Raw genomic sequence first — 15,418 nt, 5'->3', positions numbered from 1 at the left:
GACACGCATGGTAATAAGTTCAATCTAGACGACTATGCAGATGGGTCTATTTCTCCTAGATGTCCCCTTTTAGGTATTAGCAATCAGAGCTTGGTATCCAGTAGAACCTGGTCCGTTCCAGATGTAAACGGTGGGACTCTAGAATATACGTTTTGTGATGCAAAGATATCTATTCACACCAACTTTCTTCGCAGAAACGGAGCTGATGTTTATGGAATTGTCTATAGGGGTTCGAATACACATAGTACAAGTTACGATTTTCATGAATATCTCGATTCGACCATTGCATTACAAAGTGTAGTTTTGCCAGATGGGACCTATTGGGCGTTTGAGTATGATGGAGCAGACCCCTCCAACGCAAAGTCAATTGGATATGGAGATCTGGTTAAGATTTATCGCCCGAAAGGGGGTAAAGTTAGTTACAGCTATAAATCTCTTTTCGACTGCGTCGACATGTATAGCACAAAACTGAACGGTTTCTTCATTAGCTTGGCCGGACTTCCATATAATCCACAGCACAGAGTCATCACCGGTAGGTCAGAGGATTCACTGAATGGCGCAATAAAGAGTTGGGGGATGGAGTATTCTACTGATGGAACAAATGTAAATCATCTAAATCATGGAGATGGTAATGATATCGAGTATAGGTTTGTTTCGTACCATGGCACATCTGGGGGGTGTAACCTTGTTGAAGCAGATCGTCGGTATTATCACGGTAGAGGTGAATCCAGAACCCTGCTGAAGGAAATAAAGAAAGACTACACTTTCATACCTGCGCCGGAACTAATCATACCAGCAAATTCGTGGCCGGAAGTTGGCTCCTATCCAATTCTAAACTCGGTAGTAACTACTTTGGATGGAACTATATCTACCATGACTTCATATATGTATGATGATGGTTTCTTAAATGTTCTTCCTGTTTGCCCAGTCACGGGGAAGCAGGAATGCTTTTTTATGGAGAGTGGGAATGGCCAATATAGGACCCCTTTTCAAAAAGCAACTTCTACCACGATAACCGACTTTGATGGAAGCACGCTTTCAAAGGTAGAAGAGAAATATAAGTGGCAGACTTCTTCTGAATACTACAAGGCCAATCTTCTCGACCTGCCTGATAAAATTACGTTGAGCGGATCGGGTGGGAATTCTGCGGTTACCACCTATGGATATGACGAAGACAACGGTAGCCCATCTGGCATACGAGGCAATCAAACTTCGATAAAACGATGGTCTAGCATAATCAATGGCAATCTCACGAGCTCAACAGTCTATAGCAGCTACGGCATGCCCACTCAAAGGATAGATGCTAGAGGCAATGTGACAAAGATTACCTACGATAAAAGTGGGTCTTTCCCCATAATGATTCAATATCCATCGACAAATGGCATATCTCACATCGAACAACTCAGCTACGATCTTTCAACGGGGCTACTCCTTTCTCGCACCGATCAAAACTCCGTCCGGACACAGTACAGCTACGACGAAGCTGATAGAATAAAGACAATCAAAAATGCAGTTGGAACGACGAGAGAAAGCTGGATTCAATATTCTTATCCAAGTGCGACTCAAGTTGTGATGTCGCAGGATAAAGATGTTAAGGGTGACGGTCTTATTCAGACGACGACAAACTACGATGGGCTTGGGCGCATCATTAATCAAAGCTTCCCAGGTAGACGGAATATAGATATTACCTATAATTCGGAAGGACTAGTAGCTTCGAAATCTAATCCTTATTATAGCGGAAAGGATAGCACTTATGGCGTAACAAGTTATATCTATGATTCAATAGGTAGACTGCGATATCAGTGTCAACCAGATGATGGAGCGACGGCAAATTGTCCTGGCAACTCATATCTGGAATGGACTTATGATAAAAATGTTGTTAATTTTTATGATGAAACGCGGAGGCATTGGCAAAGAGCCTATGATGCACTGGACCACTTAACGAATGTCATTGAGGATCCATCAGGATTCGGTTATAAGACAACCTATTCTTATGATGCATTGGGTAACCTTACCAAGGTAGTTCAAAATGGTCTTACAGATCGTGTTTTTAACTACGACAGCCTTTCGCATTTAGTTACTGCATATAATCCTGAATCGGGCTGGACCTGCTATGGACATTGGAGTGGTTCGGGATCCGAATGCGCTGGAGGATACGATGGAAATGGAAACCTCTTGGAGAAAACAGATGCGCGAAATGTGAAGATCAATTATTGCTACGATGCTCTAAACCGGATCACGGGAAAATCCTACGGACAGAACTCCTGTGAAAGCAATCCTTCGCAGATCTTTCTTTATGATCGGTATCAATTATCGAATATTTGCTCAGGGTGTAACGCTTCAAGGTTGTTTGACTTTTCGTCCGCCATCGGAAGATTAACTGAGAACTACACTTCGGATAATAAAACCCATAATGCGTTTGCTTATGACGAGAGTGGAAATATGAGCGCGAAGGCAGCTTGTTTTTCCCTTTCGGGAGACTGCAAAGCAGGATCAAACTTTCCTCCGCCAATCGAATATAGTTACAACCTTGCAAGCAAGACAAGCTCGTCGACAAACGGGGTCTCTAGTCCTGAAGTGCATCTCTCATACGATTATGATTCCTCTAATCAAGTGAGCAGCATCAAGTCGAACTGGGCTGGTAGCTCTCTTTATCCTGACACACTTTTTCAAGTGCCACTTACGTCGTCACCGTCTTACGATCCTTGGGGAAATTTGTCCTATGGACAGTTTGGAATTAATAGCCAGTCTAATTTTCAATTCTCCTTGACACAAACTTATGACAACCGTGGCCGCCTGAATGCGAAAACCTATTCGAGTTCTCAATAGCGCAAAGACGAATTCAGGCTTTTATTCGTGTGGACGATATCGGCTTTTGTCGCTGCACATCTCATACAAAGATTTCTGAAGACATCGTGTCCTCATGACTAATAAAGCCGGGATTGATCTCGGTGGAGTTGAAATGTCAAGCAAGTTAAACCGCAGTCTCCTGCTGATTCCTTTACTCTTAACTATGGGCCATCTATTAGCTTCTGCGTCAACAAAAGTCACCATTACAGGCGGGGAGCAATCTATTGGCGGGATCTGGGATTATGGCACAGTGATCCTTAGAATAAGTGGTCACGTTGAGACTGCCTCATATGGGCAATACTCCACACCAGCTTCAATAGCCTCTACACTTGCTGTCAAGTTCACCCGAAATTGCGGCTGTCATGGTGGCTTAGTTTGTGCAAGGGCCGTAGGTGCCGATATTATTTTGCAGGCAAGAGATGGCATCGAAATAGGCCCCAATGATGTCAGCGGTTCGTCTGTTTCCGATGCAGGGTTCGCCTCCGGTTCGTTTGGGATAAATGGCTCAAATATAACCGGCAATTTGGCTCCCAAGATTACTTCGATATTCCCGCCTTCAGGAAAAGCAGGAATGCAGGTAACTATTACAGGTCAAGGGTTTGGTCTGGCAACAATAGGGCTGAACTATGTAAGCTTCAATGGAGTGATGGCAGTTCCTTCTAGTTGGAGCCACACTAGCATTGTAGTTACGGTACCTGCAAATGCCTCTACCGGGAGCGTTATTGTTACGGCCGATAACGCAAATAGCAACGGCTGGCCGTTTACGCTGGTTCCGGATAGCGCTCCGAATCCTATTATCGGAGGAACACTCTATCAGTACAATGTAACTGACTATGAAAAAAACGGAAATGTCTCTGGGATTAGTGATTCGATAAATGGTGTTTGGTCTTATAGGTATGATAGCTTGAACCGTTTGGTCACTGGAAGCCCAAGCAGTGGACCATATCTAGGTCAGCCGATGACCTGGACCTATGATCAACATGGAAATCGAACGGCAGAAGATAAATCAGGGTCACATTCCTACTGGGCGAATTACGACAGCACAAATCATGTGATTAGTTCCACTCTGGGCGGTCATATTTATGATGCCGCGGGGAATGTGACTGACGATAATGTATATCGGTATCTATATGATGAGGAGGGTCGATTATGTGCTGTACACAATAAAACAACGGGGTTCAACACGCAGTATATTTACGATGCGGATGGTAACCGTGTTGCAAAAGGTTCCACTAGTGTATTTGACTGTGATAGCAGCGCCAATGGGTTTGCACTCAATGAGAGGTATATCACAGGAAAATCCGGAGAAGAAATCAGTATTGTGAATAGCCAAGGACAGTGGAGTAAATCAAAAGTCTATCTGGGAAACCAACTTTTGGCAACCTATGATGCAGGTGGTTTGCAGTTCAACTTGACAGATCCACTGGGAACAAAGCGGGTTGAGCTACGGGCAGACTTAGGAGCTTATGAGCAATGTGCAAGCTTACCTTTTGGGGATACTTCCAATTGTGTAAATCCACATTTTACCGGCAAAGAACGGGATGCCGAATCTGGCAATGACTACTTCGGTGCTAGATACTATGCATCTACGATGGGTAGGTTCCTGTCGCCCGATTGGTCCGCCAAAGCCGAGCCTGTGCCGTACGCGAAGCTCGACAACCCTCAGACGCTCAATCTCTACGGATATATGCGGAACAATCCACTGGGTGGAGTGGATGCAGATGGCCACTGCGATTGGTGCCAAAAGCTATGGAACGCGGCTAGCGGTAAAGGCTGGAAAACTGACGAACAAGTGGCACAAAAGGGAGTGAACAGGAATATTGTGCTTGTGCAGACTAGTTCGATACCTGGAAACAAAGACACGAAGGAACCAGATAACAGTGATGTCAGGCATGTGACATATACTCCAACTAAAATCGAGAATGGTGTGTTGAAGGGGCCAGTTTCAACTAGTCCCAATGACCCCAATGTCAAAGTAACTTTGTGGGAGTCAAATCCTAACATTGATAACGGAAGCTATGCAAATCAGGGAACAAACAATGGCAGCGGGAAGGATCGCATCTTGACAGGAGCGGGAATTCTTTCGCCGTCGCTCGATCAGCACTGGAGTGTTAACGGGGAGAGAGTGCAGATTGTGGTGGGAAAGAATGCAGACGGAACAGTGCAAACCACTTGGCAGCTTCATGTAGATCGTAGCGGCGACGTGCCGAAGTTTACTCCCGTTTCCACTCCTGCTCCGGAATGATTAGCATTAGGATTGTAAATCTCGTGGAGAGCTAGGATGTTTCACACACAAACGAAGAACATGAGTGGTACAGCATGAAACTTTTGACTGAAATGAAAGCGGCTTTTGGCAAACGATCCGGCTTTATGTTGAAGGTCACTCTGTCATTGATCGCCGCTTTTCTCGCGTGTTGTTTCGGGCTTCGCGTTTATTCGCGATATGCAGTACACCTCGCTCTGTCTATGCTGTCTGAAGCGGCATTAATTAAGGTTGGCGACAACGAGGAAACCGTCTTGCCGTACGTTGCTCGTTATGGCGGTGCCAAGAAGTATCCAGAGTCTACCGAGGCAAACAGCACAAGTTATTCATATGAAATAAAGCTATCGCCGTTTCAAGTGTTTTCTAATGGACATAGCGCAATGGCCTACCTGATGGTTTACGCCCCTAATTATTTGCGTGGTTTCCTCGGCTTGCGGAACTGGCTTGTCCTTGTGGGTGTGCATATTCAAAACGGACGCGTTGAATCTATAAATGGCGATACCTTTGTCGAAGGAAGTCACGGCTGGCTTGGGAGCAGCTGGCACAAACTGTCTGGGATCGATAAGGCATTGAGTGTCTATTCCGTTGAAATGTCATTTTTAAACATTGCCCCAAATGGTGGCTCGGGCTTGGATGAATCCTTCACACCCTTAGCGACACTTGATCAAGTGCAAATATCCTACGATTTCAATCATAGTTGCTTTACAGGTATGATTCCATGCAGCACACTCTGCGATTTCAAGCCGGGCCTGTTTAGATACCTCAAAACACATCCGGAAATAAGGGGCAATTTCGATACAAACTACTGCCGAGTGCCGTAATCCCGACCCGTTGTAACCAACCGCAAGTCGTCCTGCGGGGCGGCTAGCCCAGGTCTCAATTCTGACCTGGGCTAGATGTACGATGAAGGGTGATATGGTTATGATGCAGTTCGGCGGTTGTACATTTGATGTGCGTTGTGCGCCATGCCGTTTTACCGGCAAAGAACGGGATGCTGAATCAACTTCGGGGCCAGGTACTATGCAAGCAGCATGGGTAGGATCTTGAGTTCGGATCCCGGCAACATCGGAGCTACCAATCTAGCTAACCCGCAAACGTGGAATATGTACAATTACGCTCTGAACAGCCCATTGGCTGCGAGCGACCCAACCGGAATGTATGTTTGTGAAGACAGTTGGAATTGCGACTCTGCAAACAACCGGAAGTGTGCTGCCGCGCTGGAGCAAGCTCGCAGAGCGCCTGACGCTATGGACCGTGACTTCCACTTTAGGGCAATTACGCTAGACCTTGAGAAGAAGATTCAGGAGAACTACAAAGACTTGGATTCTCCGACTTTCCAGAGAGGGCGAACTCAATGATGCTTACTTTCAGCATATTGGGGCTTCTTTTAACACAGGCTCCGGGACAAGTCTCTGGCGAGTCTGCGGTCTCCCCTGGAAAGGTTGAGATCCGGATTGATTCGCAGAAGCCATTACTTTATCTGGTGCCGACTCACATCGGTTTCCGTCATCCCCTTACGGATGGTGAACCCGATCAGGGTATATATTTCCAGCTAGTGAGTAACTGCACGATTCCTGTTGTGGTCATGGGGTTCAAGAAGTTACACGATCCAACAACTGCTTTGACTGGATTGGAGGATGAGATTGTAGAGGATCCGCCTCCACCTGGACCGGAGCCTGTCGGCTCTGTGGTACTTATCGGTAAAGAAGTTAAGCCATACACGGAACTTCTTGACCATCCGAATGAACACGAGGCTGAACAGCGGAAAGCCGTAGGAAATACACTTCGGGTAGCAACGGCTACCCCTCGACCGCATGGCTACAACTCCGGATTCCAGCCTGGAGTTGAGGTATTAGTATTGCTGCGGCCTGGAGAGAAGATCGATTTCAGCATCCCTAAAAATCATCTCGGGGAAGGCTGGCACTTTGAATTGCCCTTTCGCTTCGCTCTTGCCGAAAGAAGCGGTCTTCGTCAGCCGTATAGCTATATCCCCTTCTTTCTTTCAGATCTGCCTGCGGTTATGAGGGAGACGGTTCGAAAGTAGTGGGAAGGTGGGCGGGGAGAGCCGTGGAGTGATGCACGACCAGACTTCCCAAATAGGTTTAAGAGGAATCTTCTGTACAGGTTAGCGTACAAGGATACGAATTCTGCTTTCGTGAGAGGAGCTGTGGTCCCAAGATGAGAAGACCAATATCAGTAGTTCTCGCGATGGCGTTACTCTCTTCTGTACTACAGGGCGATACGAAGCTGTCCGCTAAAAACAGTGCACAGAAAGCATTCTTGATAGACCAGACCAAGCCCTACGTCTACCTACAAGTTGATCATCTTGGGCCAAGAATTCCACGGAATGAAGATGAGCCAAAAGTGGGCATCTGGCTCCGTCTACACAACAACTGCACGGTACCAATAATCGTTCGCACGTTCGGAGTTCCACCGGATAGTCCGACTGGTGAAATTGGAATTTTGGACAATGTAGTGCCGAACCCGAAGCAAAACACCGGAGATGGCGTCGTTTCGTACATCAACCCTCCAATGAATTGTCCACTGCCCCCACCACTATTCGAAAGACAAGAAGGTGTAGAAAAGAAAGCGCCGTCGACTGTGACCAATGCCTCTGCAACGATGCCCTACGGCTACACATCACCAGCTAGTTCTTTCGTGACCTTAGCACCAGCACGGAGCATTTATTTCAGCTTGCCGATCAATCATGTGTCTGATGATTGGCATGTGGAGATACCATTTCGCTTTGACCTCAAAGTGAATTCGCCATTACGAGGGCCCTCTAGCTTCATCTCGTTTTACAAGACTGATTTGCAGTCGTAAGCCTCTCAATTGCGACGAAATGCCCAGTATTGTAGCTCGACGATGACTTCAGGATGGAATGGGTAGTACCAACACTAACATGTTTAAAAGGCGCAGACGAGAACAGCGCATCGCGTGATCTCGCTCCATTCCTAAAGAAATGGAGCGGCGACTGGACTCTTAACTCCAGGTTCCATTTTGACTGTAATGTTTAGACAGAAGTCATCCCTTTTGCCTGCAGATCTTTTTATTGCGCATCCATGCCTTCTGTTACGCGGGTTGACATCTAAATCGGACATGCACAGCTGGTGAGACGGGAAAAAAGCTGCGCTAATTTGAAGAGCATTGTAGGCATGTCTCTATGGTTCAGATCGGGACCTCTAGTCTATTCCTTGCCAGTTCAAGTGCAATGCTTGAGCCAATATCCATTCTAAATTACTGTAGATTTCATCGTCCGCAAGGTTTTATCGGGATAGGTATAGCATTGTCGTCAATGTTACATACTTGCCGTATCTGTTAATGGCGAATGAGTAAGTAACAATGGTTGCTGGAAATCTGATTGGCCAGAGCTGGCGACCTGCTTTTGACGTAGCAGATCGGCTTATGTCACGCTGCGAAACGATTAGACAGCTTGCATTATAGCCAGTATAAACATCACATCAATTCGAGTCAGGATTAGCCAACTCGCCAGAATTTATCCATCAATTTCCATGGACAAAAGGTGAAGTGAGGAAAGATTGGGTTACGGATAGAATGCAATTTCAGAACATATCGACTACAACAAAGAATTACGCAAACATCTAGATGTGATTTGGCCGGGAATACTCTTTGTCACTGTGCTGGCGTTGCTGCCCAGATAGTGGCAGCCAAATGATCAACAGTAACAATAGTGCAAAGAATATTGTTTTGCCATATAGCGGAAGTTTAATCTTATAGAACTCACCGATTTCGACCAACGGCAGTGATGTTGGATCTGATTAACAAACCTTTGGGTAGGCAATCTTAGCGGCTTTGATTGCGGAGCCAGTGCCACTGAGGTTGCAACTACATTGTAATGATTCTCAATTTCAAACCTGAACGGGGAAATGGAGCAAAGAACAAAATGCATAAATATGTGAAGCCGGTTTGGCTAGTTTTGGCCCTAATGACTTTCAGCTCAGCACTGAAAGCTCAGACGACAAATACGTTTCCTTCGAGTGGTAATGTCGGAATCGGTACTACAAGCCCAAGTGCCTCACTCGATATTCATAGTTCTTCTTCTGCAAAGATTCTGTTTGAGGCTCCTAATGGTGGTAATCCTGGAGCGCTCTACAATGATGGAAATCTAAATCTTAATGCAGGATCAGGCCCTTTATGGCTTCGGGGCTCCAGTAATATTCTTCTTAATCCCGACGGCGGATTTGTAGGTATAGGCAAGACGAACCCCGCATATCTTCTCGATGTAGCTGGCCAGATACATTCTTCATCAGGTGTTGTATTTCCCGATGGGACTATGCAAACCACCGCTTACAATCCAGGAGGAAGTATTAGCGTTAGCAATGGATATCTCGCATCTTCATATGCTAACGCTGAAGGTGGTTCACTGTGGTTGTGGAATCCGTCGAAAACAGCTCCAGGATCGGCAGCTAAATGGATCATTTGGAATATGACCGGACCTCATGGTGACTCACTGCAGTTTTGGGCGTACGACACGAAAGACTGCACACCAGGGGGAATGTGTACCCCTCGCTTTACTTTGATGGATAGTGGCAACGTCGGCATCGGCACAACAGCCCCTGGGGCCAAGCTTGAAGTTGCTGGTAGCGTGAAGGTGAGCGGTAGTGGTAGCTCTATCGTCTTCCCCGATGGAAGCGTCCAGAGCGTAGCATGGACCGGATCCCTCTGTGGTGGTGATTACGCTGAATCAGTAGATGTAGCAGGTGGCCGGATAAACTACGAACCTGGCGATGTTCTGGTCATCGGGACAGACAGTTCATCCGATGTGACAAAATCTGCCGAGCCCTACTCTACCTCAGTCGCCGGAATATATTCCACAAAACCGGGTGTAATTGGCCGGAGACAGATCTCCGAACAATCCAGGAGCAAGACGGAAGTTCCTATGGCCATGATAGGCATCGTTCCTACGAAAATCAGCACGGAAAATGGTCCCATTCGGAGAGGGGACCTACTTGTTACCTCGTCTACTCCAGGTTATGCAATGAAGGGAACAGACCGCAGCCGAATGCTCGGTGCCGTCATCGGGAAAGCTATGGGGAATCTTGATTCGGGGATGGGGATCATCGAGGTGCTTGTTTCATTACAATAGCCTGCTATTTGATATTACTTATCAAGCAGGTGTCGATAGAAGAATAAAGAGGAAAGAAAGATGAATAATAAGATAGCAGGAATAATAATGTACTCCGTGCTCACGTTTGGTGCTGTTGCTCAAAATACGGTTACTACTTCAAGCAGTAATACTGCCAATTCAGTAGCGAAGTTTTCTGGTAGCTCGACTATTGTCGGATCTTCTTCCCTATATGAATCAAATGGTAATGTGGGGATCGGCACGACGAACCTTGCCGAAAAGCTAAGTGTTGCTGGCAATTCCGAAGCTCCATCGTTGCTGAACAACAACGATGGCATCTTGCGCGTATTGGAAACAACAGGCGGCAATGCCATGGATTTTGGAGTTACTTTTAATCCCGGAGTAAATGCCTACTCATGGATTCAATCAGGCTCTACAAATCCAAGTTCTGCAATCCCTTGGTCCCTTTTACTTAATCCGGTTGGAGGAAACGTTGGGGTCGGAACAACGAGCCCAGGAGCGCCTCTCACGATCCAAACTCCTGACGATTCGAATAGTCCAAGCGATAATATCTCCGCGTTAAGAATCGTAAGAGGAGGGAACACCAATCAATATCTGAACCTGAGTCTGATTCATGGCGGCCTCGGCTATAGTTACGAATTCACCCCGACGTACTATAACGGCACTAGCTATGTCAGTGGTTCCCCGTTCGTCATCCAGCAGAATGGTAACGTCGGCATCGGCACGACGGCTCCAACAGCCAAACTGGATGTCAATGGCAGTATCAATCTGAGCGGCAGCGGAGCGTCCATTACCTTTCCCAATGGTGGAGGCACACAAACCGTAGCGTGGACAGGTTCGCTTTGCGGAGGGGATTATGCAGAATCGGTGGACATATCCGAAGATCGTACGAAGTATGAGCCGGGAGATGTGCTGATGATCGATCCTAGAGTAAGAGGCAAATTTATAAAAGCAAGTACGCCATATTCGATGGCCGTGGCAGGCGTATATTCCACAAAACCTGGAGTCATCGGAAGAAGACAAACTACGGAGAAGAATCCAGATGAAGTTCCAATGGCTGTTGTGGGTATCGTTCCAACGAAAGTGAGTACCGAAAATGGAGCAATAGAACCAGGAGATGCTTTAGTTACTTCTGCTACTCCGGGATATGCCATGAAAGGCACAGATCGCAGTTTGTTGACTGGAGCTATTGTTGGCAAAGCCATGGACTCTCTGGCTACAGGAACCGGAGTCATCGAAGTATTGATTTCTTTGCAGTAGTCCAGTATTGACAGGTGCTCAATTACAGCACCAGGATCTAGTGGGAACGAACAGTGGAGTTTTAGCATAGACGACAATACCTGTAGCAACGATCAATGGAGGAACTACGAATATTATCCCGATATATACTTCAGATTCCGATATGGAAAGTTCCATGATTTCGCAATCGAATGGTAACGTCCGGATGGGACAACGAATCCGTACACTCTTCTTGATCTTGGCTAAGGATATGGAGTTGGGGGGCTGGTGAAGAATTATCCCAGTACAACGATGGGTTACATCTTTACGTGTTTTCCATCCTTACTGATACGCTTGGAACCGTGGATGTCCGACATCAGCATTATCAGACCACTATAACGCCATAATAATACTGCAGGAATTTGAGAGGGTATGTGGCGATGTATATCCTAACAAGATAGTTCTATCGTTCATTGCTTTGCTTGGATTTGGTCACTCAAATTTAAGAGCTGGAATGATGAAGACCGCACACGCTTGATTAGCGTGCGAGTAAGAAAAGCATGAGGGGCTCCCTTGATTTCTGGAACCGGAATAATCGAAGCTGGTTTCTCTGTAGTAGGGTCTCCTTTCCTCTAAGGTAGTGGAAATGTGAAGTACAGATTCACCGCAACAGCATAAATCAATGATGATACAGGAGCGACCATGGCGTTGCATAAGAAAGCAAATTTAACAAGGTTAATCAAAGTATTGGTTTGTTGGGGTACCCTATTGCTAATGCATTCCTCGGCAATGGCGCAAGCGACTATGCTGTCTGCTGGAGCATTTACAGAGTATTCTGGCTACAATATGGTAATGTCGCCTGCAGCCGATGGAACACTTGGAGGATATGTTTTGCTCGCTAAGGCGTATACGTCTGGGACAGTAGCAAACTCTGAAGTCCAAGGGAAGCTGACGCTTTCTCGAGGTTCGACTGTATCGGGTAATCGGACCGATGTCTTGGAGATCTCATCTAAGTCTGCATATAGCACTGAATATTTTCTCGTTAACAGCTCAAGCAGCTACGCTAGTTTTATTACAGGGACATATCATGTGACCTATAATGGCATCGTTTATCAGGCCATTGGAATCACTTCTACGGGAGGGAATTCCGATAATGGAGCAATATTTGACGGGCTTGTCCTCAACGCGACACCGATGATTGTTACCAGTGCTCAAGTGTCAAATGTGACGCCATATGGGAAGTTAGGAATTTTCAACCTCTCCAGCGGAAGTGTCGGTATCGGTACAACCTCTCCTAGAAATGAATTAGAAGTGGCGCAGCAGGATGGAAATAATATTGCGAGTATCAGGATCGGTGGCATAACTGGAGGAAATATTGCAGTCCCAATGCAAGCTGAAACCTCTAGAAATCAACTTCTCTTCTCTGGGTGGAGAGATATTGTTCCTGACACAATAGGCGCAAAGATTGCTGCGATTAATAGAAATGCTCTTGCTCCAAATAATGCTTTGGTTCAGACCACAGATTTAAGCTTTTCTACGCTGGGAGGAACTCCTAGTGGAAAAGACGACACCATAGAAGTTTTGCGGTTGAGTAGTAACAGCAATACTCAGACAAGTGTGAGAATAGGAGGTGAAACTGGCGGAAATCTCGCAGTTCCGATGCAAGCGGAGACATCGCGGCATCAGATTCTGTTCTCCAGTTTCAGAGACATAGTTCCAGATACGATCGGCGCGAAGATTGTTGCAATTAACAAGAATGTTCATTCTTCTGGCAATGCTTTGGTTCAGAATACTGATCTGGCGTTCTTCACCCTAGGTACAACCCCAGGTGGTTTCGATAATACCTCTGAGGTTATGCGAATAACGAACAGTGGGAATATACAGTTGGCAGGCGGACGTGGAGGGTCGATAGTATTCTCTGATGGAACCGCACAAAGCACGGCATGGACCGGATCCTTGTGTGGCGGTGACTATGCAGAGTCTGTAGGTGTATCCCTTGTTCGTTCGCAATATGGACCAGGAGATGTGCTGGTCATCGATCCTAATGCTCCCGGAAAGTTTCTGAAATCCTCCGAACCCTATTCGACTCTGGTTGCTGGTATCTATTCTACTAAGCCGGGAATAGTCGGCCGGAGACAGGGTACAACAAAGGGCTCTGACGAAGTTCCCATGGCCATGCTTGGAATTGTTCCGACCAAAGTCAGCGCAGAAAACGGTCCAATTAAGGTTGGGGATCTGCTGGTTACCTCATCCACACTTGGTTATGCAATGAAGGGTACGGATCGAAGCCTATTGAACGGAGCTGTCATTGGCAAGGCTCTAGGTGCACTCGAATCCGATACCGGAGTAGTGGAAGTATTAGTCACGCTGCAGTAGTTGGTTGTTACTAGGAACACGGCAAAGAAGATGAAAGAGAAAGGCTTGTAAACATGGGGAAATATATAAATCTGATATTGACGATCTTGGTTTTGACCGCGGTTACCGTCGCGGCAAAAGCACAAACAACGAATATCTTTCCCGGGAATGGCAACGCCGGGATCGGAACGACGAATCCGTACACTCTTCTTGATCTTGGCGCTGGATACGGGATTGGGGATCTCGGGAGAAAATTATCTTTATACAACGATGGATCGCATTTTTATGGATTTTCCGTTCATCCTGAAACGCTTGGAATCGCAGCTAGTAAAACGGCTGGTGCCGCTGACCATCCGCAGTTCCTTTTGCTCAATCCGAACGGCGGCAATGTGGGCATAGGCATGACGAGCCCTGGTTCGAATTTCAAACTTGATGTTGCGGGTAGTATCCATACCGCGGGCTCTGTAATTTTCGGTGATGGAAGCATTCAAAGCACTGCTTGGACTGGATCTCTTTGCTGGGGCGATTATGCTGAGTCGGTAGATGTAAGCGGAGGACATAGCAACTATGAACCAGGTGACGTTCTGGTAATCGATCCGAATGTTTCTGGGAAGTTCCTGAAATCAGCAAAGCCTTACTCGACATCGGTCACAGGCATTTATTCCACTAAACCAGGTGTTGTCGGACGACGGCAGATTGTTTCGAAGAATTCAGAGGAGATTCCGATGGCGATGGTTGGTATCGTTCCGGCAAAAGTCAGCACTGAAAATGGTCCCGTCCATCGAGGCGACCTTCTTGTTACGTCGTCCACGCTCGGCTATGCCATGAAAGGTACTGACCGTAGTCGTCTGACTGGCGCCGTGATTGGAAAGGCCCTCGACAATCTTGAATCAGGAAAGGGCATTATTGAGGTTGTCGTGACGCTTCAATAGGTGACAATGCGATTAAGGAAGCCCAATGATGTGGAATATTTCGCTAGCTATTTATATAGTGCAGAATTCAATCTGGCCGAAGGTCACTTTCCAAAGTCATCGGGTAATGGTGTCCAATAATTGGACCAATATTTTTAATGTTAATACTGAAAATAAATTAAAGATGCTTGCAGTGGGATGCTTACATCTCACTGTAAACGAGAGTTGTACTGCTACCATCCATTTCCTACCTATTTCCCAATTCTATTCTGATCCTCCGATCAAATACTGTCAGTATAATTTTACATGATTGATATTGTTAAAAGAGTTAGCAATGTGGGTTACTTTGCACGTTGTGTTGTGACATGCAAAAAATCGTTTTGACGAGACCACCCAAGTTGTGTGATGCTTCAAGCGAAATGTGTAACCCTATAAATATAGTTTGGCCAGATCTCATGATGGCGAACGTAGTTGGTATAGCTCAAGCAGAAGTAACAATGCCACTAGAAAAGATGACACAGGGGAACTGCCTCCGACATATTCTAAAATATCGATCTTAGCCGTATCAGGACGCCCCCCCCCGTCGAGTGCAATCTGAGCCGCGTATGTCACTCGCACTGAGTGCCGCATGGTCTATGCTCAATGTTTCTATGTCGTCACTTGTTGAAACGATAACGCGACTGTAGGGTATGAGGTCTCGGGAGTCGTCAAAAA

Annotated in this window: 9 protein-coding genes and 1 pseudogene; all 10 read left to right on the top strand. The window is 46.4% G+C overall.

The window, feature by feature from the left end:
• The first annotated feature begins 303 nt into the window (after positions 1 to 303).
• The 10 genes and pseudogenes from AC6I7T_RS13215 to AC6I7T_RS13170 all read left to right on the top strand — a co-directional run bounded on the left by AC6I7T_RS13215 (position 304) and on the right by AC6I7T_RS13170 (position 14,725).
• Positions 304 to 2,829, top strand: a complete 2,526-nt coding sequence (locus tag AC6I7T_RS13215) for a hypothetical protein (protein ID WP_497793928.1) — start codon at positions 304 to 306, stop codon at positions 2,827 to 2,829.
• Positions 2,830 to 2,962: 133 nt separating this feature from the next.
• Complete coding sequence (locus tag AC6I7T_RS13210) at positions 2,963 to 5,095, top strand: RHS repeat-associated core domain-containing protein (protein ID WP_497793927.1); 2,133 nt, start codon at positions 2,963 to 2,965, stop codon at positions 5,093 to 5,095.
• Positions 5,096 to 5,169: 74 nt separating this feature from the next.
• On the top strand, positions 5,170 to 5,934 hold the full coding sequence (locus tag AC6I7T_RS13205) for a hypothetical protein (RefSeq protein WP_497793926.1): 765 nt from the start codon (positions 5,170 to 5,172) through the stop codon (positions 5,932 to 5,934).
• A 177-nt stretch (positions 5,935 to 6,111) separates the two neighbouring features.
• A pseudogene (locus AC6I7T_RS13200) lies at positions 6,112 to 6,258 on the top strand (RHS repeat-associated core domain-containing protein); the annotation flags it as partial.
• Between the two features lie 209 nt (positions 6,259 to 6,467).
• Entirely contained in the window at positions 6,468 to 7,157 is a 690-nt protein-coding gene (locus tag AC6I7T_RS13195) for a hypothetical protein (protein ID WP_497793925.1), read from the top strand.
• Positions 7,158 to 7,291: 134 nt separating this feature from the next.
• Entirely contained in the window at positions 7,292 to 7,936 is a 645-nt protein-coding gene (locus AC6I7T_RS13190; RefSeq protein WP_497793924.1) for a hypothetical protein, read from the top strand.
• Between the two features lie 1,081 nt (positions 7,937 to 9,017).
• Positions 9,018 to 10,220 carry a hypothetical protein gene (locus AC6I7T_RS13185; RefSeq protein ID WP_497793923.1) on the top strand — a complete coding sequence of 401 codons (1,203 nt, stop codon included), beginning with the start codon at positions 9,018 to 9,020 and terminating at the stop codon, positions 10,218 to 10,220.
• A gap of 60 nt (positions 10,221 to 10,280) precedes the next feature.
• Complete coding sequence (locus tag AC6I7T_RS13180; RefSeq protein ID WP_497793922.1) at positions 10,281 to 11,480, top strand: hypothetical protein; 1,200 nt, start codon at positions 10,281 to 10,283, stop codon at positions 11,478 to 11,480.
• Positions 11,481 to 12,212: 732 nt separating this feature from the next.
• Complete coding sequence (locus tag AC6I7T_RS13175) at positions 12,213 to 13,814, top strand: hypothetical protein (RefSeq protein ID WP_497793921.1); 1,602 nt, start codon at positions 12,213 to 12,215, stop codon at positions 13,812 to 13,814.
• A 53-nt stretch (positions 13,815 to 13,867) separates the two neighbouring features.
• The gene (locus AC6I7T_RS13170; RefSeq protein WP_497793920.1) at positions 13,868 to 14,725 is read left to right on the top strand and encodes a hypothetical protein; all 858 of its coding nucleotides are present in this window, start codon (positions 13,868 to 13,870) and stop codon (positions 14,723 to 14,725) included.
• The last annotated feature ends 693 nt before the right edge of the window (positions 14,726 to 15,418 follow it).

This window comes from Humiphilus diazotrophicus (assembly GCF_059726315.1).
Note: the sequence above shows the minus strand (reverse complement) of the source record. Positions and strands in the feature narration are given on the sequence as shown.